This is a genomic window from Pseudoalteromonas sp. AS71, assembly GCF_038900275.1.
GTDB lineage: Bacteria > Pseudomonadota > Gammaproteobacteria > Enterobacterales > Alteromonadaceae > Pseudoalteromonas.
Genome location: NZ_JBBMQZ010000001.1, coordinates 246,285 through 267,920 on the forward strand (window position 1 = coordinate 246,285; position 21,636 = coordinate 267,920).

General features: G+C 39.2%; 16 protein-coding genes and 1 tRNA gene. 10 read left to right on the plus strand and 7 right to left on the minus strand.

The features are described from left to right. Positions 1-209 precede the first annotated feature (209 nt). Positions 210-1,166 carry a methylenetetrahydrofolate reductase gene (locus WNY98_RS01260; protein ID WP_182737246.1) on the minus strand — a complete coding sequence of 319 codons (957 nt, stop codon included), beginning with the start codon at positions 1,164-1,166 and terminating at the stop codon, positions 210-212. A 251-nt stretch (positions 1,167-1,417) separates the two neighbouring features. Between WNY98_RS01260 and WNY98_RS01265 the strand changes: the two genes are divergently transcribed. After that, positions 1,418-4,300, plus strand: a complete 2,883-nt coding sequence (locus WNY98_RS01265) for an insulinase family protein (protein ID WP_342876906.1) — start codon at positions 1,418-1,420, stop codon at positions 4,298-4,300. A 191-nt stretch (positions 4,301-4,491) separates the two neighbouring features. Here WNY98_RS01265 and WNY98_RS01270 read toward each other — a convergent pair whose 3' ends face one another. Beyond that, the gene (locus tag WNY98_RS01270; protein WP_024598636.1) at positions 4,492-4,812 is read right to left on the minus strand and encodes a helix-turn-helix transcriptional regulator; all 321 of its coding nucleotides are present in this window, start codon (positions 4,810-4,812) and stop codon (positions 4,492-4,494) included. A 1-nt stretch (position 4,813) separates the two neighbouring features. Next, the gene (locus tag WNY98_RS01275) at positions 4,814-5,218 is read right to left on the minus strand and encodes a hypothetical protein (protein ID WP_304183431.1); all 405 of its coding nucleotides are present in this window, start codon (positions 5,216-5,218) and stop codon (positions 4,814-4,816) included. A 610-nt stretch (positions 5,219-5,828) separates the two neighbouring features. Here WNY98_RS01275 and cysE point away from each other — a divergent pair. Next, positions 5,829-6,647, plus strand: coding sequence for a serine O-acetyltransferase (gene cysE, locus WNY98_RS01280; protein WP_002958786.1), 819 nt, complete (start codon positions 5,829-5,831; stop codon positions 6,645-6,647). A 35-nt stretch (positions 6,648-6,682) separates the two neighbouring features. After that, positions 6,683-7,363: a hypothetical protein gene (locus tag WNY98_RS01285; protein ID WP_076923612.1), complete on the plus strand. Its 681-nt coding sequence runs from the start codon at positions 6,683-6,685 to the stop codon at positions 7,361-7,363. On the opposite strand, the gene xseA is transcribed toward WNY98_RS01285, so the two are convergent. Then, entirely contained in the window at positions 7,360-8,691 is a 1,332-nt protein-coding gene (gene xseA, locus WNY98_RS01290) for an exodeoxyribonuclease VII large subunit (protein WP_342876907.1), read from the minus strand. The genes WNY98_RS01285 and xseA overlap by 4 nt on opposite strands. Before the next feature lie 135 nt (positions 8,692-8,826). On the opposite strand from xseA, the gene guaB reads away from it, so the two are divergent. Together guaB and guaA are read left to right on the plus strand one after the other, a co-directional pair. Then, positions 8,827-10,296: an IMP dehydrogenase gene (gene guaB, locus WNY98_RS01295; RefSeq protein WP_342876908.1), complete on the plus strand. Its 1,470-nt coding sequence runs from the start codon at positions 8,827-8,829 to the stop codon at positions 10,294-10,296. Between the two features lie 265 nt (positions 10,297-10,561). Beyond that, the gene (gene guaA / locus WNY98_RS01300) at positions 10,562-12,139 is read left to right on the plus strand and encodes a glutamine-hydrolyzing GMP synthase (protein ID WP_024598632.1); all 1,578 of its coding nucleotides are present in this window, start codon (positions 10,562-10,564) and stop codon (positions 12,137-12,139) included. 119 nt (positions 12,140-12,258) lie between these two features. Here guaA and WNY98_RS01305 read toward each other — a convergent pair whose 3' ends face one another. Next, complete coding sequence (locus WNY98_RS01305; RefSeq protein ID WP_076923610.1) at positions 12,259-13,842, minus strand: BCCT family transporter; 1,584 nt, start codon at positions 13,840-13,842, stop codon at positions 12,259-12,261. Positions 13,843-14,318: 476 nt separating this feature from the next. Here WNY98_RS01305 and WNY98_RS01310 point away from each other — a divergent pair. The 3 genes from WNY98_RS01310 to rimI all read left to right on the plus strand — a co-directional run bounded on the left by WNY98_RS01310 (position 14,319) and on the right by rimI (position 15,219). Continuing rightward, positions 14,319-14,395: transfer RNA gene (locus tag WNY98_RS01310), tRNA-Trp, on the plus strand. 64 nt (positions 14,396-14,459) lie between these two features. After that, a complete protein-coding gene (locus WNY98_RS01315) occupies positions 14,460-14,765 on the plus strand; it encodes a hypothetical protein (protein WP_342876909.1) in 306 nt (101 codons plus the stop codon). Next, positions 14,752-15,219 carry a ribosomal protein S18-alanine N-acetyltransferase gene (gene rimI, locus WNY98_RS01320; RefSeq protein ID WP_024598630.1) on the plus strand — a complete coding sequence of 156 codons (468 nt, stop codon included), beginning with the start codon at positions 14,752-14,754 and terminating at the stop codon, positions 15,217-15,219. The genes WNY98_RS01315 and rimI overlap by 14 nt, the downstream gene beginning before the upstream one ends. 65 nt (positions 15,220-15,284) lie before the next feature. Here the strand turns inward: rimI and WNY98_RS01325 are convergent, their stop codons facing one another. Together WNY98_RS01325 and WNY98_RS01330 are read right to left on the minus strand one after the other, a co-directional pair. Beyond that, on the minus strand, positions 15,285-17,951 hold the full coding sequence (locus WNY98_RS01325; protein ID WP_170071775.1) for a sensor histidine kinase: 2,667 nt from the start codon (positions 17,949-17,951) through the stop codon (positions 15,285-15,287). Positions 17,952-18,231: 280 nt separating this feature from the next. Beyond that, positions 18,232-19,119: a LysR family transcriptional regulator gene (locus WNY98_RS01330; protein ID WP_024598628.1), complete on the minus strand. Its 888-nt coding sequence runs from the start codon at positions 19,117-19,119 to the stop codon at positions 18,232-18,234. Between the two features lie 102 nt (positions 19,120-19,221). On the opposite strand from WNY98_RS01330, the gene WNY98_RS01335 reads away from it, so the two are divergent. Both WNY98_RS01335 and prfC read left to right on the plus strand, forming a co-directional pair. After that, positions 19,222-19,596: an isochorismatase gene (locus WNY98_RS01335; RefSeq protein ID WP_170071777.1), complete on the plus strand. Its 375-nt coding sequence runs from the start codon at positions 19,222-19,224 to the stop codon at positions 19,594-19,596. A 415-nt stretch (positions 19,597-20,011) separates the two neighbouring features. Then, positions 20,012-21,601, plus strand: coding sequence for a peptide chain release factor 3 (prfC, locus tag WNY98_RS01340; RefSeq protein ID WP_024598626.1), 1,590 nt, complete (start codon positions 20,012-20,014; stop codon positions 21,599-21,601). Positions 21,602-21,636 lie beyond the last annotated feature (35 nt).

The window sequence follows — 21,636 nt, forward strand, 5'->3', positions numbered from 1 at the left end:
CTAATGAGGGAATTATTTTTGGTGTTATGTGCTCCTCTATGGGGTTTGCTTTAAAAAAGCTTGAGAGTAATAACCAAAAATAGCTTTAATAAATAGCTTAAGCTGCAAATCTTTACTTGTATTTATTAATTCATTTTTCAAAGAACGGACATAAAAAAGCAAGCCACTAGGCTTGCCAAGAAGGGTGTGAATTAGTTTAGGCTCAAGCTCTAAGCAATTAGCTTTTCCGCAAGGTTCAATTCCATAATGGCTTTTAATAAACGGTATAAGTTTATAGATGCATCAATTTCTTCTTTACGGTTTGTTAAGCTTTCAATATTTAAGCCCAGCGGCACGTCTAAATGTGCACAGCTTTTAAGTATTAAGTCGAGGTTCTCGCGGCAAATACGAACTGATTCGCTTAATGTATTGTCTGCATCAAGCATGCGCCATTTTGTAGCCTCTGGCACTGAGATGCCCAACCATTGCATAAACTCTAAGGTTTTTTCGCCGCCGCACGGGGTAAACGTTAATATAATACGTTGAGGTGTAATACCCTGTGCTTTACATGTACGTGCGTAGCTAGTAATTAGCTCTATAGTCGCTTGTGCGTCGTAAACAGCTTGCGATATAAAAAACTGACAACCTTGTGCTGTTTTTTCTATTAATCGTTCGTGCTCATTTCGTTTACTTGAATGGCGCTCGGCAATTGTAACGCCACCTAAAAAGAAATCATCTGATTGCTCAGCCAATGCTTTATACGCATCTGGCAGGCTTAGCTTTATATCGCCTACCGATGACGGGCTACCTACTAAAACTACATTTTGTAAATCGTAGTCGTTTTTAGTTTCACTTAGCCAATCTTTAAATTCGCCTACGCCACGCTGCGCCACACTTTTATAAGTAATTACATCTTGTGCAGATAAATTACGCAGTAAATGGCTGTATTCACGCGGATCAACGGTTTGTTTAAACGCAAACGGGCGCGCTTGATTAGTTCGACTGCTTTCGTCTTGAATGTCGTAAATTATTACGCCGTCGTATTCAATTTCGTGTAAGCGACCTAATAGCTTTTCTGCAATAGTTTTTAATTGCGCTTTATCGGTGCCTATTTTAGGCGGGGTAGTACCAATAAGATAAACACCTTGGTTGGTGTCCTCTATTTTCTCTTTTAATGATAAAGCCATAATCCTCATTCCAGCCAAGTGCGTTTTGATAGATTTAATATAGCAGCCATTTAGACGTCTAGATAGATTTATTTAATGAAAGTTTTTCAACTAACATGACTTTTATTCATACACAATTGTTCCCATTATTTATAAATGACACAGTTGTTTACATAATAAATTCCCTTGGGGCTCTTATATTTATTGGCTTTGGGGCATAATTAAAGAGTTAAATCTAACAACAAATTTGCTCAATTTAAAAAGGGACAACAATGAAATTTAAATTATTAGCAACTAGCTTAGCGGTATCGCTGGCGTTAACGGGTTGCGCCATGCAACAAAACCAAAGCACGCAAACAACAGCACAACAAGAACAAGTAAATAAAGCTGATGATCGTGTTTTTTCGCAAGATTATTTAATTGAAGAGCTAGAAAACGGCTTACGTGTCATGGTTGTTAAAACCGATTACCCTGATGTAGTGTCGCTGCAAATTCCGGTATCGGTTGGATCGCGTAACGAAGTTGAAGAGGGCAAAACAGGTTTTGCTCACTTTTTTGAACACATGATGTTTAAAGGCTCACAAAAATACCCTGAAGACGTATATTCAGACATATTAAAAAATTCAGGTGTTGATAACCGCGCGTATACAACAAACGATTACACAAATTACCATTTAAACTTTTCAAAGCAGCATCTTGATAAAGTACTTGAGCTTGAAGCTGATATTTTTCAAAACTTAACCTACACCGAAGAGCAATTTAGAACCGAAGCACAAACGGTAAAAGGTGAGTACTTAAAAAACAACGCGAGCCCAATTCGTAAATTATTAAGTGCTGTACGCGAAGAAGCCTTTGATAAGCACACGTATAAACACACCACTATGGGCTTTTTTAAAGACATAGAAGCCATGCCTGATCAAATGGCGTACGGGAAAGAATTTTTTGCTAAGTTTTATAAGCCTGAATATGTGTCACTTGTCATCGTGGGCGATGTAGACCCACAAGCAACAATGGCAATGGTTAAAAAGCATTGGGGAAGCTGGAAAAAAGGTAACTATGTTGCTGACATTAAAGCAGAGCCTGTTCAACAAGCACCAAAATATTTGCACCAGCAAGATGAAGCGCTACCAGGGCATTGGTTACTTGTATCGTACAAAGGCGCTGCGTGGGAGCCTGCTAAAAAGGACAGAGCGGCACTTGATTTAATTTCACAGCTTTATTTTTCAAATAATTCAGATCTATATCAAGAGCTAGTGGTCGACAAACAAATTGCCAGCCAAATGTTTACCTATAACCCAGAGACCAAAGATCCGGGTTTATTACACGTATTTGTTAAAGTAGAAAACGCAGACGATTTAGCCACTGCACGCGATGCGATTAACCGCACTTATGCAAAAGCACGCACTGAGCTTGTTGATGAGCAAAAGTTGAGTGATTTAAAATCGAACCTTAAATACAGCTTTATTAATGGCTTAGATTCGTCGCAAGCGATTGCATCAACCCTTGCCAGCTACATGCATTTTGAGCGCGATCCTGAGGTTATAAACCAGCTTTATAAATCATCAGATAACATTACCAGCGCAGATATTAAAGCCGTTGCTAATAAATACTTTACTGATAACGCACGTACCACATTAACGATGTCGGCACTTGATAAAGCCCCAGGTTTTGAGCAAGAAGTTGATTTAAATGTGCTTACTGCAAAGCTTGAACAAGCACCTGCGGCACCTGCATTTAAAGTACTTGATAAAACCAATAGCTCGCCATTAATTGATGTTAACTTTTTATTCAATACTGGTGCGGCTGCCGACCCACAAGGTAAAAAAGGTGTTGCTGGGTTAACTGCGGCTATGCTTGCACAAGGTGGCTCGCAGGCGACAAGCTATAAAGATATTCAAAAAGCACTTTATCCGCTTGCGGGTAGCTTTGGCTACCAAATAGATAAAGAAATGCTGTCGTTTCAAGGGCGTATTCATAAAGATAATGCGGCGCAGTGGTATACACTTGTGAGCGAACAATTACTAAATCCAGGTTTTAGAGATGACGATTTTAAGCGCCTTAAAAAAGAAATGATCGACGGCATTAAGTCAGGCTTAAAAGCATCTAACGATGAAGAGCTAGGCAAAGAAGTGCTATACAGTGCGCTTTACAAAAATCATCCTTATGAAAGTTACAACTACGGTGATATTTCGGATTTAGAAGCGTTGACGCTGGATGATGTTAAAGCGTTTTATAACAGCGAGCTTACGCAATCAAAACTCACGGTTGGCTTAATTGGGGCTGTGCCTGTAAAACTTAAAGCTAAAATGATGAGCGATTTTGCAACGCTACCAAAAGGTGAGCAAAGCCGTTTAAGTATTCCTGATGCGCCAGTGCTTAAAGGTCATCATGCAACGATTGTAGAAAAATCGGCACAATCGACAGCGGTATCGTTTGGTTTTCCTATTGATACAATAAGAAGTAGCGAAGACTGGACAGCCCTGTGGCTTGTGCGTTCGTACTTTGGTGAGCACCGTAGTTCTAACAGCTTTTTATATGAGCGCATTCGTGAAACTCGCGGCATGAACTACGGCGATTACGCATACATTGAATATTTTCCACGTGGTATGTTTCAAACCAAGCCTGATGCAAACCTAGGGCGCTCTGAGCAAATTTTTCAAGTGTGGTTACGCCCACTTCGCTCTAATAACGATGCGCACTTTGCAACACGTACAGCCTTGTTTGAGCTAGATAAGCTAATTAAAAATGGTATGAGCGAAGATGACTTTGAAGCTACGCGTAACTTTTTAATTAACTTTGTGCCGCAAATGGTCGCAAGTCAAAATCGCCAATTAGGTTACGCACTTGATAGCGAATTTTACAACACAGATAGCTTTGTAAGTTACGTTACTAATAAACTTAAAACGCTAAGCGTTGCTGATGTAAACCGCGTTATTAAAGAAAACTTACAAACAGACAATGTTCAATATGTGTTTATAACCGCAGACGGTGCTGATATGCAAAAACGTTTAGCGTCTGAGCAAACATCACCAATGGTTTACAACACTAATAAACCTGCTGAGCTGGTTGCTGAGGATAAAGTAATTGCTGATTACAAATTAGCCATTCCTGCAAAAAATATTGAAGTGATGAAAGTCGATAAAGTCTTTCAATGAAGGTTTAAATAGTTATATAAGTTAAGATAATTAAAATGCCCCATATATTGGGGCATTTTTTATGGTGTTGGATATAGTATTGAACCAATTTTTACACCTAACCCAAAAAGTATCATTGCACTTATTATTACAACTAAAGTGATGTGGCCACGTAGCTCTTTCGACTTATATTTTGATATTGCTGTAGCTCTTTATTTCATAATAAAAAAAACAGTTATCATGCCTAATATGAAGCTGACTACTGATGACAATGCTAACACCGTGGTTATAGTGTGCTTGTTTAAAGTTGTTGCACCACCGAGAGGTGTTGTATCTTCATCAAGCTTAATTAATTTACCCTGGCGTACTTCTAAAACCGCGCATAAAGCCATTGTGGTTTCTTTTGATGCCGCGCCTTCTTTTTCTACCCGTTGGATTGTTCTCAAGCTTACATCGCAGGCATCGGCAAGTTGCTGTTGCGTCCAATTAAATTGCTGCCTAAGTTCTTTTATTGTTTTAGGATTAAGTTGCATTTTAAAGCTTCCCAATCAAGAATTCTAAAATTATAATTAGCAAGTAGCCACCAACTAGGCCTCCAAAAAAGCAGCCAAAAAGCACTTTTAACGAAGTTTTTGGGTTATTTAATAATGATGATTGTTCATAACTTTTTATAAATTGGCCATTTTTATAAAGTGAGCACTCTAACTTTCCAGTTAAAATATTACGCATTTCAAACATTACTTTAAAATCATTGTCACCAATATTAAATTGATGGCCACTGTGAATCCTTTGGTTACGCTTATTACTTATAAGTTCATCATTTACGTATACTTCTTCTTTCCCTGTAAAGTAGCTACCAAAACACGCTATTTGATCATCGCCATCTTGAAAGTAAAATTTGTAACCTAATTTTCTTGTATTTAATACATCGTTTTTCATCATCGTTATCCTTGTTGAGTTGATGATGCTAATTTAGCGTTTGTTTTTGTTATTTACGCCGTCAGCTATACGCCAGTATGTATTTTGGCATATGACAGGTGAGCTGTCATATGTTGTTAGCTTTTGATTTTTATTAATTTATTATATTTTAAGTATGTATTGGAAATTTTAGCAACTGTCGTATAACTTAATCTAAAAAGTGGGTATGTATTTAAAATATCATTTCTGGGTGCTAGGGCGTGTTGAACTCTGTGGATTGAAATTTGTTCAATCTAGGGTCGATTTAATCGCGGCGCGAGGTTTGTAACCTAGTGGGCTAAGTAAAAACCGAGCAACAAAGAGTTAATCGTCCCTAGAAAGAACCCAAAGGGCAGCGCATGTTTGGTCTTTATGCTGCGTTATCGCCTATTTATGGGGAGTAACCACGCTACATAGGCTCTGCCTTGCCTAAAAACCAAATATACTGCTGCAAATCCAATCACCAAAGATCAACACGCCCTAGTTATATCTAATAACCAGAACAAATAACTAAGGGATTAACACCTTAGTGGCTAAATCCGTTAGACTTGGGAAAAGGCTATTTTATATCAACTTAAGGCAGTGCAGTATTATGCGTCATGCAATTTGGCAACAGCTTCGCGATGAAGCTAACGATGTAGTAAAACGTGAACCATTATTAGCAAGTCATGTTTATTCATGTGTTTTGAATCATGATTGTTTAGGTTCGGCATTGAGCTTTATTGTTGCTAATAAGTTGGCTGATGCGGTTGTATCTGCATTCACTATCCGAGAGCTGTTCGACCAAGCATTTGTAAAATGTGACCGTATGCTCTCATTTGTTGCTGAGGACATTAAAGCGGTAAAAGACCGCGATCCTGCATCAGAAACCTATCTTACGGTTATATTAAATCTAAAAGGTTTTCATGCTATTCAGGCGCACCGTTTGGCTAATTGTTTGTGGCAACAAAATCGCAAAGAGTTAGCACGCTTTATTCAAAGCCGTAACTCTGAAGTGTTTGGGGTCGATATTCACCCAGCATGTAAAGTGGGTAAAGGCATTATGTTTGACCACGCAACCGGTATTGTTATTGGTGAAACCGCGGTAATTGAAGATAACGTATCAATTTTGCAATCTGTAACGCTTGGCGGTACAGGCAATGAGCAGGGCGATCGTCATCCTAAAATTAGAGCGGGCGTATTAATTGGCGCGGGTGCTAAAGTACTGGGTAATATTGAAGTAGGTGAGGGCGCACGAATTGGCGCGGGCTCAGTTGTACTTAGCAATGTTCCACCACACACAACCGCTGTTGGCGTACCCGCTAAAATTATTGGTCGACCGGATTGTGAGTGTCCGGCGCAAAGTATGAACCAAAACTTTTTAGCAAATCCTGAGCCTGAAAACGAATCGCACACGAGTGCAATGCTATAGGTAATGAAAAATAATAAAACTTAAAAGGAATTAACATGAACAAAAATAGTTTATTGGCTCTAGGGATTGGGTTTATTGCGGGTGTAGGTTTAACTTGGAGCTACTTTAATGCAGCTTCAAGTCATCCAGAATCTGTTAAGTCGCAGCCAAGTTATGAAAAACAGCAAAAGCTTCATACTGAACAACAAAGTAATGAGGTATTAAGTAATGCAGACTCTGTAGTACCTGAGCAAGTCGCTAATACAGAGCCCGCTGAAGACACGTCTCCAACCGATTTAGAACCCCAAATGCTTGATGAGCTACCTTTAGAAGAGCAAGTCACTCAGCTTAAGCAGCAACTCGCCGAACAGAAAGCGACGCTTAAAAGCGTTTTAAAGCAAATGAGAGGTCCTTCAGATTTTGAGAAGGTCTTACGTGATAAATTTGAAAAGCAAACGCGTGACGAAGAATGGGCTTATCGTACTGAAATGGCATTACAAGATTTTTTATTAACAGCTGATTTGGCAATTATGCCTGATATTGTTAGCGCAAAATGTAAAACAACGGTATGTGAATTTGAACTAGCCGCGCCCGCTGATAACGATACATTTGGCAGTGCTCAATGGCGAGAGCTAAACGACAAGTTGATGAAGCAGGAATTTTGGCAGCAATTTAAAAGCACTACCTCTACATCTAGCGATAGCGAGCTTAAATTGTTGCTAAGTACCGAGCTTTAAGTAACTAGTGATTCTATAGAGCCATCAACGAGCTCTGTAATTAAAATATCGCCTGTTTTAATTTTATCCACAGATTTAACTACTTTCCCTTGCTGTGTTTTAGTGATGCTATAACCGCGCGCTAAAACATTAAGCGGACTTACCGAATCTAACCTACTTGCTTGCAATGCTAAGCTATTATTAGCTTGCTGTAATTGATGCTGTATAGCTTGGTTTAGCCTAGCTTGTAATTGCGAGAGTTGATGGCTTGCTGTAGCGAGTTTTTTATCAGGCGATTGGCGCATTAAACGCGGCGTTAAGTTATTGAGTGTGCGTTCTTGCTGGTATAAACGATTACGCATAGCTTGTTGCAGTGCAATGCTTAGCTCATCCAAATGTTGTGATTTTTGATTAAGCTGATTACGCGGATGGCATAAGTTAAGGCGATGTTGTAGCTGCGTTGCAAGTGCGCGTTTGTCAGCAATATCGTGCTTAAACGCGTTAGATAAACGATTAACTAATTGCGTTACCTTGTTATGTAACTCTTGTGTATTTGGGCTTACAAGCTCAGCTGCGGCTGATGGAGTCGCTGCACGAACATCAGCAACGTAATCGCTAATAGTTGTATCTATTTCGTGGCCTACCGCACTTACTATCGGTAATTCACTTTTGAAAATAGCGCGGGCGAGCTGTTCGTGATTAAAACACCATAAATCTTCAAGTGAACCACCGCCGCGTCCTAAAATAAGTACGTCTACTTCGTCACGTGTGTTGGCTAAGTCAATTTGGTTAATTAAATGCAGGTGCGCTTCTTTGCCTTGTACCATAGCAGGGTAAATGATGACCTCTAGCTGCGGCGCTCGGCGTTTGAGTACCGTTAAAATATCTTTTATAGCAGCGCCGGTTGCTGAGGTAATAACACCAATACGATTAATATTTTGCGGTAATGGTTGTTTGTGAACTGAGCTAAATAATCCCTCGGCGGCTAAGCGCATTTTAAGCGCATCAAATTCTTGCTTTAGCTGACCTTCGCCTGCGGGTTCCATATGCTCAACAATAAGCTGGTAATCACCGCGAGGTTCATAAAGCGATACACGCGCTTTTACTGTAACTTGTGCGCCATTGGCAGGGCGGTAGCTTTGGTTGCGATTGTTGCCGCGCCACATAGCGGCTTTAATTTGTGCTTTATCGTCTTTTAACGAAAAATACCAATGCCCAGATGCTGGTGTAATAAAGTTCGAAATTTCGCCGGTTAATATAAGCGATGCAAACCCTTGTTCAAGAAGCGTGCGAATTTCTCTATTAAGGCGTGACACGGTGTAAACTGCTTTTGAGGACGGTGAAAACATAAAAAACAACCTAAATCTATTTATAGGGCTACTTTATCATAAATATTTGCGAAATATTATTTACTCATGCCAACAACGCTGTTAAAATTTGGCCGCAATTCCTTATCTTAGATCCACATGTGAGAAGTTGCCAAAATGCTTAGAATCGCTAAAGAAGCTCTTACCTTTGATGACGTACTTTTAGTACCTGGTCATTCTACTGTTTTGCCACACACGGCAAATATTTCAACTCGCTTAACGCGTGGTATCAAACTTAACTTGCCGCTTATTTCAGCATCTATGGATACTGTTACAGAAGCTCGTTTAGCTATTGCCCTTGCGCAAGAAGGTGGTCTTGGTTTTATTCATAAAAACATGACTATTGAAGAACAAGCGAAAAACGTACGTAAAGTTAAAACCTACGAAGCAGGTATTGTTTCATACCCTGTAACGGTTACTGCCGATTTAACAATTGCAGATGCAATTGAGCTTTCGCACGAAAAAGGTTTTTCAGGCTTTCCGGTTACCGATAGCAACAATGTGCTTGTAGGCATTGTTACTAGTCGTGATATGCGTTTTGAAACTAAGCTTGAACAGCCTGTTTCTACCGTTATGACTAAAAAAGAAAAGCTTGTTACCGTTAAAGAAGGCGCAGCACGCGAAGAAATTTTAGGCTTAATGCACGAACACCGCATTGAAAAAATCCTTGTTGTTGATGACGCTTTTAAACTTAAAGGCATGATCACAGTAAAAGATTACCAAAAAGCCCAAGACAAACCAGACGCATGTAAAGATGACCAAGGTCGATTACGTGTAGGTGCTGCTGTAAGTGTTGGCGCAGGTACTGATGAGCGTATTGCAGCATTAGTAGAGGCGGGTATTGATGTTTTACTTATTGATACGTCGCATGGTCACTCTCAAGGTGTTATTGACCGTGTTACTAAAACTCGCAAAGAATACCCAGACCTACAAATTATCGCAGGCAACATCGCAACAGCTGAAGGTGCGATTGCACTTGCTGATGCGGGAGCGGATGCAGTTAAAGTAGGTATCGGCCCAGGTTCTATCTGTACTACACGTATAGTTACCGGTTGTGGCGTTCCACAAATTACAGCTATTTCAGATGCTGTTGAAGGCTTAAAGGGTCGCGACATTCCTGTTATTGCTGATGGTGGCATTCGTTTTTCTGGTGATATTGTTAAAGCACTTGTTGCTGGTGCATCGTGTGTAATGGTGGGTTCACTTCTTGCTGGTACTGAAGAAGCACCAGGTGAAGTTGAATTATACCAAGGCCGTTATTATAAATCTTACCGTGGTATGGGCTCATTGGGCGCGATGGATCAAAAAGAAGGTTCATCAGATCGTTACTTCCAAAAATCAAATGAAGCCGACAAGTTAGTACCTGAAGGTATTGAAGGTCGCGTAGCTTACAAAGGTCCTATTGCAACGATTATTCATCAGCAAGTAGGTGGCTTACGTAGTGCTATGGGCTTAACGGGTTGTGCAACAATTGAAGAGCTAAATACAAAACCACAATTTGTACGTGTTACTTCAGCGGGTATGGGTGAGTCGCACGTTCATGATGTGCAAATCACTAAAGAAGCACCAAATTACCGCTTAGGTTAAGCAGCGTAATTAATTTAATATACTGGGCTTGCTTTGCAAGCCCTCTTTTTAGTCGTTTATATAAATACCAATTGCATTAATAAAGTGGTCAATTATTGCGACAGATAAATGGCTCAATAACGAGGCAAAAATTTCGATTTTTAGTTTCTTCTAAATAAGAAGTTTTTAACGTGGTTAGAGAGTTATTTGGCCTGCAAAAATTAGTAATGTTTAATAAAATTGGTATTCAAAGCGGCATTTAGCATCAGACTTTACGAGATACTCCATGAGCAAAGATATTCACGATTCACGAATTCTCATTTTAGACTTTGGTTCACAATACACGCAATTAATCGCGCGCCGTATCCGCGAAATTGGTGTTTACTGTGAGCTATGGGCATGGGATGTGACTGAAGAGCAAATTCGCGAGTTCAACCCACAAGGTATTATTCTTTCTGGTGGCCCAGAATCAACAACGCTTGAAAACAGCCCGCGCGCTCCTGAGTATGTATTTAATGCAGGCGTGCCTGTACTAGGTATTTGCTACGGTATGCAAACAATGGCGGCTCAACTAGGCGGAAACGTACACAGCTCAGATAAAAAAGAGTTTGGTTACGCACAAGTAGAAAAAGTGGGCAATTGTGCATTATTTGATGCAATTGAAGACCATATTACAGATGGCGGCAACGGCATACTTGACGTTTGGATGAGCCATGGCGATAAAGTAATGGATATTCCAGCTGATTTTACTACAACAGCTAAAACATCTACTTGTCCACATGCTGCAATGTCTAATGAAGAAAAACGTTTTTACGGCGTACAGTTTCATCCAGAAGTGACGCACACGCATCAAGGTCAGCGCTTATTAGAGCGTTTTGCTATTGATATTTGTGGCTGTGAAAAGTTGTGGACTGCTGCAAAAATTATCGATGATGCTATCGAGCGTATTAAAGAAACCGTTGGTGATGACGAAGTTATTTTAGGCCTTTCTGGTGGTGTTGATTCATCGGTTGTGGCTATGCTAATTCACCGTGCAATTGGCGAAAAGCTAACATGTGTATTTGTTGATAATGGTTTACTTCGTTTAAACGAAGGCCAACAAGTAATGGACATGTTTGGTAATAAATTTGGTTTAAACATTGTTAAAGTTGAAGCCGAAGAGCAGTTTTTAAATGATCTTGCTGGTAAGTCAGACCCAGAAGATAAGCGTAAAGCCATTGGTCACACGTTTATTAATGTATTTGATGAGCAAGCCAAAAAGCTTAAAAATGCAAAATGGTTAGCGCAAGGTACAATTTACCCAGACGTTATTGAATCTGCGGCATCTGCCACAGGCAAAGCACATGTTATTAAATCTCACCACAATGTGGGCGGATTACCAGATGACATGAAAATGGGACTTGTTGAGCCATTACGTGAATTATTCAAAGATGAAGTACGTAAAATTGGCCTAGAGCTAGGTTTACCGTACGACATGCTTTACCGTCACCCTTTCCCTGGACCAGGTTTAGGTGTGCGTGTACTTGGCGAAATCAAAAAAGAATACTGTGATTTATTACGCCGCGCTGATGCGATTTTCATCGAAGAGCTTCACAAAGCTGAGCTTTACCATAAAGTAAGCCAAGCATTTACTGTATTCTTACCTGTTAAATCGGTAGGGGTTATGGGCGATGCACGTAAGTACGATTGGGTTGTATCACTTCGTTGTGTTGAAACAATCGACTTCATGACTGCGCGCTGGTCACATTTACCATATGAGTTTTTAGGTGTGGTATCAAACCGTATCATTAACGAAATAGATGGTATTTCACGTGTAGTTTACGATATTTCTGGTAAGCCACCGGCAACTATTGAGTGGGAATAACGCTAAGCGTATAAGCGTATAAGCGTATAAGCTTATTTTAGTCAGTTTATAGTCGCTCATTAAAAAGCCCGTTTATAAAACGGGCTTTTTTACGACTACAGCTTCGTGCTGATAGGTTTTTACTTGTGTGTTTCTAGCTCTGTCATTAGTCCTTTTACAAGGCTAATACTGCCAAGTAATAAAATAAGCGTAAAAGGGAGCGCCGCAATGATCGTTATATATTGTAGTGCTTGAATAGACTCAGTACCGCCAATCCAGAGCATTAGCATTGCAATAATACCTGCAATATTAGCCCATACTAGCTTTTGTTTTATTGGTACTTCAAGTTTACCGCCTGATGTAAGGCTATCTATCACAATAGAGCCCGAATCTAGAGTCGTTACAAAAAAGATGATAATCAACGCGATAGCTAAAAGCGAAAGCACTGTACTAAAAGAGTATGCATCCAACATATAAAATAAGCTAAGTGATACATCAGTAATACCTTTATCGGCGCCTAGCACTCCAATTTCATTTATAACCTGATCGATAGCTATCCCACCAAAAACCGACATCCAGGCTGTAGTAACAAGCGTTGGGATAAGTAATACGTATACTAAAAACTCTCGTATGGTGCGGCCTTTAGAGATACGTGCCACAAACATGCCAAAGCAAGGTGCGTAAGCCACCCACCAAGCCCAGTAAAATACAGTCCAGCTATGTAGCCACTCAGTGTCTTCTCGGCCTGTGCTTGAGCTCAAAGGTATAATATTTTTTACATAGCCGACGACTGCGGTGTAGCCAGAATCAAGTACGGTAGTAAAATTTAAAATAGCAATTAGAGCAAGAAACACAAAAGCAATGCCCATATTAATGTTGCTAAGCAGTTTAACGCCGCCATCCATACCACGTATAATCGACAAAATGGCTAAGCCCATAATCAGTAAAATGATGCCTTGTTGCAATAGTAGCGAATTTTCAAACCCTAAAACATGGCTTATCCCACTTGCTGCTTGCGAACCACCGAGACCAAGTGATGTAGCCAAACCAAATAGAGTTACTAAAACAGCCATTACATCTATAACATCGCCTAGTTTCCCCCATACTAGATCCCCAAAAAGTGGATAAAATATAGAGCGCATTGAAAGTGGTAAGCCTTTATTATAAACAAAATAAGCTAGGCATAATGCGGTCATCCCATAAATCGCCCACGCATGAAGACCCCAATGGAATACCGTTGCACCTAAGGCAATTTCTCGACCTTGCTCGGTAAATGGTTCAGCATTGAGAGGAGTACCTGCCCAGTCTGTATAAAATGCGGTTGGTTCGGCAACACCCCAAAAAATAAGCCCTATGCCCATGCCAGCAGCGAATAACATTGAAACCCAAGAAAGGGTAGAGTAGTCGGTTGTTGCTTTATCGCCGCCTAAGCGAATTTTTCCAAGCGGAGATACTGCAATGCCGATAGCAAAAAGCAGGAGTATATTTGCCCCCCACATAAATACGAAATCAAAATTTACGAGTGCAGCATTTTTTATCGTGTTAATAGCGTCTTTTGTTTCGCTAGGTGGCAAGGCGAGTAAAGTTATTATGAAAAGTAAAGATAAGCCAATTGAAATAGAAAACACATTACTATGAATATCCATCCCCCATTTACTGACGTTATCTTGACCTACTTGATAATCGGTTGAATCGATACTATATTTTTTTGATTTAAACTTCATATAACATGGTGTAAACCATCCGCAAAAGCGAATAGTAAAACTCCTCCATATTGGTATTGTGTATAACCCGCGTGAATAAGATACATGATGAAATATGCAATTTAGAGATAGAGCGCGGATCTTCTGGAGGAAAAACTGTATCATAAATGCTATCAATGTTATTGATTTGTTTGTATGTTTACTCATCCGCTAAGTTTTATTTAGTTAAGAAAACAGTAATGACAGTTACTTTAGGTGTTTTTTTTCACCAACTTTTTGAATGGAACTGATGCTCTTTATGTTTCTATGATGTCTATTCTTAATAACCCTCGCTGGGCAGAGCGCTAAATAAAAGTATTTATTGTGTTACTACAGTAGATAAAACAGCGAATTAGCATGCTAATCCACCGTTTTGTTTATTTTAAAAGCAGTTGAGCTAAAAGAGTGATTTTTCTCTTTACCTTTGGCGAAACTTCTCTATAATTCGTCGTCATTGCAGGGGCGTAGTTCCAATTGGTAGAACAGCGGTCTCCAAAACCGATGGTTGGGAGTTCGAATCTCTCCGCCCCTGCCATTTCTTCTTTACATCGTTTTTATTACTTCTTATATTGTTCAAATGTCTAATCTACTGAGTTGTTATGCATCCACGTTACGCAGCTATTTTTGATATAGAAAATCTTGAACTCAATCAATATTATTGTCCTCAAGCAAATGATCAAGCTAATACTTTATTACAAAGTGCGATAGCCAGTCCTTTAACGCTCAATGAGCAATTACTTGCAGACATTAAACTCAGTGCCGAGCCTATTATTATAAATAGTGTTGTACAGGGCCGTGAGATGCAATTAAACGATAATGAGCTTACATTGCCAACCCCACAGCTCAACGCTTCTGAAAAGCGTGCTTTATGGGCTTTAATGAGTGAACACCTTGATAAACTTTAAACCAGTAGATGAAACTGCAATATCTCAATTAATGGCCGTCGAAACAGCGTGTCATAGCCATCCGTGGACTTTAAATACAATGAGTTCATGCATAGGCGGGCGGTATTTTAATGTTGCCGCATTTGATGAGAGTAGCATGATTGGTTTTTATATTGGTGAAAAGGCGGGGCCTGATTTTACACTTATGGATATTTGTGTAACACCAAGTCACCAGGGTAAGGGTATTGCAAGGCAGTTGTTAGCGCAGTTTATTGAATATGGTGAGCAGCAAAATGCTGAAAACCTCTTTTTAGAAGTACGCGAATCAAATACACGTGCTATTGCGCTGTACGAGCGCGCAGGCTTTGCTGAGATGTCAGTTCGTAAAAACTACTACCCAAGTGATAACCCTGCTAAAAATGGCTTTGAAGACGCTATTTTAATGGGTATGGCGCTAGGTTTAAACTTTTCATAATTAAAGTCGGTAATTAGCATTTAAAATACTGCGCTGCTAAAGTACTGCATTTTGTAAGTTTGCTTTTAGGTTACTTTGTCGCTAATTGCTTGCTCAATGGCTGCTATTAAATCATTTACCAGCTCGTCTCTTGGCACTTTATTGTTACTTTTTAAGTTCTCTTCAAGTGCCGCAGCACTATGGTAAATTTCATCAAAGTTAAAGCATCCAGAACTACCTTTAATACTGTGCGCTACACCTCTTAATGCTTCCCAATCATCACAATGTTGCAGAGCTTTAACTTCTTTTAAATATGTAGGTAAGTTAGCTAAATAATTATCAGCAATTTGCTGGAATTTTTCGCTTTTTAATAGGCTATCCCATTTATTTTGATTATCTTTTTCAAGATGCAGGTAGCTCACGAGTACATTTTCCAAAGCATCTTTATCAATGGGTTTAGCAAGTGCTTTATCGCAACCAGCCTCTAGGTAAGTCCCTATATCGTGGTTCATTACATTGGCAGTAAGGGCAATAATAGGGCCATCATACGCGGCATGGCGAAGCATTTTAGTCGCTTCTAACCCGCCCATTACAGGCATTTGCATATCCATAATAATAAGTTGGTAGTCGTTTACGAGTGCCATTTCTACGGCTTGTGCACCATTATTGGCAATATCGGGTTCAAGACCCCAGGTTTGCAGTAGTAATTTAATTAATAATTGGTTATCTGGGTTATCCTCAGCAACTAATATATTGGCGTCGAAGCTGTTGCTGGCAAATGATAATAGAGGGTCTTTCTCTGGTATTAACTGGCTGTCTTGCGTTAAAAATTCAAGCATGGGTTGATCATCAGATAACTGACACGCCACCCTAATTGTAACGCGACTACCAACACCCACTTCACTTTCAAGATTTACATCGCCACCAAGTAGCAGTGCTAAATTTTTAGAAATACACAATCCAAGACCTGTACCACCAAAACGACGTGTAGTTGTTGCATCAGCTTGTTCAAACGGTTTAAATACACGCTCTATTTGATGCTCAGACATACCAATACCGGTATCTTTAATTACAAACTCAAGCTTTTGACTCGATTCTAAATAGTGCACACAAATAGACACACTGCCATTTTCGGTAAATTTAACGGCGTTATTGGCAATGTTTATAAGTATTTGTTTTAAGCGAGTCACATCACTATAAATAGTGCGAGGTAGCGGTAGTTGATAGTCAATATTAAGGGTTAATTGTTTTTCTTGTGCCAGTGGTTGAATAATTGATTCAATGTCGTGCACAAGCTGCACTACGTTTAATGCTGACAAATCAACAGCTAGCTTTTCGGCTTCAATTTTAGATAAATCTAAAATATTATTTATTAGCTCTAATAAGTGTTTTGAGTTACGTAAAATAGTACTGAGATGTTGCTTATCGTTCTCAACCTTGCCATTGTGTAGCAACTGTTCTGTAAAGCCCATAATAGCAGTAAGCGGCGTACGTATTTCATGGCTCATGTTAGCTAAAAATCGGCTCTTAAGTTGATTGGCTTGCTCAGCTTGGCCAATAGCCAACTCAAGTTGGCTGTTCATAGCTTCAAGTGCTTGGGTGCGACTTTCTACTTTATCCTCAAGATGATGCTTATATTCTTCAAGCTGCTGCTGGTAATGCCTTATTTGATTAACCATGTGGTTAAAGTCGTTAAATAAAACACCCACTTCATCATTAGTGTGCGCAGGTAAGTGCACCGACAAATCACCATCACCCACACGGTGACTCGCTGCACCTAGTAACTCAATTGGATTAAGTAATAAATTACGCACCACTACAAAAATTAATATTGGTAGAGTGATCACTGAAATAATAACAATTAAGCCCGTTATTAAACTTATAGCTTTGCCTGATTGGTAAAGCACACCTTTTGGAATGGTAGATACGTAATAATATCCGCCAGGCATTTGTACTGCAAAAATCATACGCTCAATTTTATCTATACTTGAGAGCTCAATGGTCGAAAGCATGCCTATATCGGCCAGGTCGTGGATTTGGTTGAGTTCGTATTCGCTTATATATTGGCCGCGCATGTTGTAGTCAGAGCTAAATAAAATCTTACCGTCTTTGGTTAACATCAAATTAAGCGTGTTGTTATACGGTGCTTCTAAAATACTGGAGTTAAGTATCGAAGGCTCTATATGTATTACAATAAAACCAAGTTGCTGTGGGCGTTTTAAATAGTAATCAACACTATAAATTCGTTGAATAAAATACAAACTAGTGGTGCCGTCATCCTTTTGAATCATAAATTGCTGTTTACTTAAATTACTTTGCAAGACTTGATTAAAAAATGGATAGCTTTTAGGTGCAGTAGTTAGGTTGTTAGAGTAGTAAGCATCACTTTTCCCACTGGCAGAGACTAAATTAATACTAATAATATCTGGATAAGCTTCACTGTAGCTGGCAAATACATCCATAAGCGCGCCAAGTTTTCGGGTGTGGTTACCGTTGGCACGAATGTCGTTTGCTAAAAAGTCGCTAAGTACTGGCGAAGTTGAAAGTAGTTTTGCTGTAGAGTGAAAAGAGTCGATATAGTTAAATATTTTTTGCTGTTGTTGCTCAACAAAACGGCTCATTATTAAATCAGCTTGTTTTTGTGTTGAATTAGTTACATTGGTGAGCGTAAAGCCACCTAAAAATAGCAGCGGTAGAATAACAAGGGGTGTTATATACCATAATAATCGAATACTTAACTTACTGGTTTTCATGACCAAGCGACTTATCCTCCATGCAATCTACCAATAATATGCGTTACGGCTTTATTAAACAAGCTTATAGCGGTCTTGATGGCTGAAATGTAACCATTAATTGCGCGGTATTTAGCTAAGGTTAGCTACTTATTTGTATAATTAAGTTATTTTAATTTAATAAGTTACGTATTATTGAAATGGTATTTTAGTGATTGAATAAATTTTACAATATTTATGCATGTAAAAGTGACTTTTTATGCTTAATATATTTAAAAAAGTGGAGTAACGCTTATTAAACTTAAGTTGTAAGTTTGTTTAAGTGTTTTGTTATTTCATCAATGCATATTTTTACAGAGATTGGCATGTTGTGCGTGTAGGGCGTTAATGCATAAATACTTTTACTACTAAGTGAGTAATCGGGGTTAATTACCTCAAGTGATGGCTTTACTAAGTTTAAGTAAAAATCCGGTACCAGCCCCATTCCAGCTCCTGCTTTTATAAGCGATAAACAACTATGGAAAGAGTTTGCAAGGCAACGAGCTTGGGTACTGAAGTGAAGTAGTTCTCCATGTTTATTTTTAAAGGTGTGATCTATATTTAACCCTTGCCAAGTATTAGCGATGTAAGGCGTTGCATTCAATATTTTAGACTCTAGCTGTTTAGGGCTTTTAATTACTCCCGTTTTTATACACAGCCTGTCAGTAAAGCTACCTATGCGCTTTTGTTTTAGGGCGCTGTCTTTTGAGGGACCCACTCGAATAGCGAGATCAATATTATGATCTAAAAAATCTATATGCTGATCGGCACTTACAAGCTCTGGCGTTAATTTGGGGTATTGATTCATTAAGTTAGCAATAACAGGGGTAATAAGCGTTTCCATTAATGCATTTGGGGCGGTTATCTTTATATTGCCAGTAGGCTCTGCTTGTTGAGTTTTTACGGTATCCCATGCCGTAGTCGCGATATTATTTAACTCTTTACATTGTATGTAAAACAGCTCGCCGGTTGCCGTTAATGCTTGTCTACGCGTTGTGCGTTTTAAAAGGGTTACCCCAAGCTCTAGCTCTAGCGCTTTTAAATGCTGGCTTACTACCGATTTAGAAACATTAAGCTTATCAGCTGCGGCAGATATAGAACCTGCCTCAATAATATTTGCAAACACCGACATTTGTTTAAATTTACTCATATTTATTGTTCTGTTTTTCTAAACTGTATTTTTTATTATCTTTGTTTTTAGTGTTAAAAGATATGGCTAATATAAGCGTAATTTATTAACTACAGGTGATCTATGAATAGCGAATTAGTACTTCAAAAATGCAAACAAGGGATAGCGGATTGGCAGGATGCATTTAATAACCAAGATGCAAAAGGCTGCGCGCAACAGTATTTTTCTGATTGTGAAATGCATGCTCGCCCATTTGGTATGTTTAAAGGAGAGGTTGCTATAGAAAGCTTTTGGCAAGGGATCATGGATCAAGGCTTTAAAAATGTGCAATACACTGATGTAACATGGGAAATGCTTGGTGATGATGGTTATGTTTTATCAGCTAAATGGACAATGAACCAAGCGTATGGTGTTGTTCATCGCGAACATTGGGTTGTTGCAGCAGATGGAAAAGCAAAGTTAAAAAGTGACGATTTTGAAGTATTAGGTGAGCGCTAAGTAATTATTAATTTAGAGTTGAGTACGTGCTAACTAGTGAGTCTAATTTATCTAAGGTTGTGAAATAAAATACTTATATAAATTCCTCGGTGAAAATAAGCTTAAAAAGCAACGAATCATCGCTTAAACAATTATAAAATGGTCTGTAATTTAATTGCTGACCATATTTCAAATATTTCTAGTCACATCTCTTCATTATAAAGCCAAGAAATTTTTAAGTTAGATAGCACACTTTTATACCGACTCCTGTTACAATTGTCATTATTAAAAAATTAGCTATTGGCGTTTTATTATCAGCTGTTTATAACGTTAAAATCAGCGGAAATAGTAGTTAATTACGATCAACATTACGGGTTTACTCGCAAGCGCTTATTTAAATGCATTCAACCCCGCATCAAACTAAAAGAATTTATTAATGGCAGACCAAACTATTATCAATGAAATCAGCAAGCGAAGGACTTTTGCTATCATCTCTCACCCGGATGCTGGTAAAACAACTATCACCGAAAAAGTATTGTTGTTCGGACAAGCTATTCAAAGAGCCGGTACTGTAAAAGGGCGTGGTTCTAATCAGCATGCTAAATCTGACTGGATGGAAATGGAAAAAGAGCGTGGTATATCGGTTACTACCTCTGTAATGCAGTTCCCGTATAACAATGCGCTTGTTAACTTACTTGATACGCCAGGACACGAAGATTTCTCGGAAGATACTTACCGAACGCTAACAGCGGTAGATTCGTGCTTAATGGTTATTGATGCGGCAAAAGGTGTAGAAGACCGTACCCGTAAGCTCATGGAAGTTACGCGCCTGCGTACAACGCCAATTGTTACGTTTATGAATAAGTGTGACCGTGATATTCGTGACCCAATGGAAGTATTGGACGAAGTTGAAACAGAGCTAAATATAGCCTGTGCTCCAATTACGTGGCCAATTGGTTGTGGTAAAGAGTTTAAAGGTGTTTATCATATTCATAATGACGAAGCTGTTTTATACAAAACAGGTCAAGGTCATAAAATTCAAGAAGTTCGCACTATTAAAGGACTTGATAACCCAGAGTTAGATATTGCGATTGGCGAAGATTTAGCTGCGCAATTACGCGATGAGCTTGAGCTTGTTATTGGTGCATCAAACGAATTTGATTTAGATCTGTTTTTAGCCGGTGAACTTTCGCCAGTTTATTACGGTACTGCACTTGGTAACTTTGGTGTTGACCATGTTTTAGATGGTTTAACTAAATGGGCGCCAACGCCATTACCACGCGAAACCGAAGACAGACTTATTGTTGCAACAGAAGAGAATTTTACCGGTTTTGTATTTAAAATTCAGGCCAACATGGACCCTAAACACCGTGACCGTATTGCATTTATGCGTATTGTATCGGGTAAATACAGCCAGGGCATGAAAATGAACCACGTGCGTATTGGTAAGCAGGTGAGTATTTCTGATGCGGTAACCTTTATGGCGGGTGATCGTGAGCGAGCAGAAGATGCTTACGCTGGCGATATTATTGGTTTGCATAACCACGGTACAATTCAAATTGGTGATACGTTTACGCAAGGCGAAAAACTTAAATTTAGTGGTATTCCTAACTTCGCGCCTGAACTATTTCGTCGTATTCGTCTTCGCGATCCGCTTAAGCAAAAGCAATTATTAAAAGGCTTAGTACAGCTTTCTGAAGAAGGTGCTGTACAGGTATTTAGACCGCTTATAAACAACGATTTAATTGTGGGCGCGGTAGGTGTACTTCAGTTTGATGTGGTTGTAGCGCGTTTAAAAGCTGAATATAACGTAGATGCTATTTACGAAGGTGTAAACGTAAATACAGCACGCTGGGTTGAGTGTAGTGACGTTAAAAAGTTTGAAGACTTTAAACGCAAATGCGAAAGCAATTTAGCACTCGATGGTGGCGATAACTTAACTTACATAGCGCCGAGCCGTGTAAACCTTAATTTATCGGTAGAGCGTTATCCAGAAGTAACGTTTAACCACACGCGCGAAAACTAGAATTGACCGACTACAGTTAACTGAAAGCCTGCTTA

Excerpts from the sequence above, each read along its gene's own strand:
- WNY98_RS01305 (WP_076923610.1), bottom strand. The coding sequence starts at position 13,842 with ATGAAGTTTAAATCAAAAAAATATAGTATCGATTCAACCGATTATCAA.
- guaA (WP_024598632.1), top strand. The coding sequence starts at position 10,562 with ATGAGCAAAGATATTCACGATTCACGAATTCTCATTTTAGACTTTGGT.
- WNY98_RS01335 (WP_170071777.1), top strand. The coding sequence starts at position 19,222 with ATGAATAGCGAATTAGTACTTCAAAAATGCAAACAAGGGATAGCGGAT.
- WNY98_RS01285 (WP_076923612.1), top strand. The coding sequence starts at position 6,683 with ATGAACAAAAATAGTTTATTGGCTCTAGGGATTGGGTTTATTGCGGGT.
- WNY98_RS01315 (WP_342876909.1), top strand. The coding sequence starts at position 14,460 with ATGCATCCACGTTACGCAGCTATTTTTGATATAGAAAATCTTGAACTC.
- xseA (WP_342876907.1), bottom strand. The coding sequence starts at position 8,691 with ATGTTTTCACCGTCCTCAAAAGCAGTTTACACCGTGTCACGCCTTAAT.
- WNY98_RS01260 (WP_182737246.1), bottom strand. The coding sequence starts at position 1,166 with ATGGCTTTATCATTAAAAGAGAAAATAGAGGACACCAACCAAGGTGTT.
- WNY98_RS01275 (WP_304183431.1), bottom strand. The coding sequence starts at position 5,218 with ATGAAAAACGATGTATTAAATACAAGAAAATTAGGTTACAAATTTTAC.
- guaB (WP_342876908.1), top strand. The coding sequence starts at position 8,827 with ATGCTTAGAATCGCTAAAGAAGCTCTTACCTTTGATGACGTACTTTTA.
- WNY98_RS01270 (WP_024598636.1), bottom strand. The coding sequence starts at position 4,812 with ATGCAACTTAATCCTAAAACAATAAAAGAACTTAGGCAGCAATTTAAT.
- WNY98_RS01265 (WP_342876906.1), top strand. The coding sequence starts at position 1,418 with ATGAAATTTAAATTATTAGCAACTAGCTTAGCGGTATCGCTGGCGTTA.
- WNY98_RS01330 (WP_024598628.1), bottom strand. The coding sequence starts at position 19,119 with ATGAGTAAATTTAAACAAATGTCGGTGTTTGCAAATATTATTGAGGCA.
- prfC (WP_024598626.1), top strand. The coding sequence starts at position 20,012 with ATGGCAGACCAAACTATTATCAATGAAATCAGCAAGCGAAGGACTTTT.
- WNY98_RS01325 (WP_170071775.1), bottom strand. The coding sequence starts at position 17,951 with ATGAAAACCAGTAAGTTAAGTATTCGATTATTATGGTATATAACACCC.
- cysE (WP_002958786.1), top strand. The coding sequence starts at position 5,829 with ATGCGTCATGCAATTTGGCAACAGCTTCGCGATGAAGCTAACGATGTA.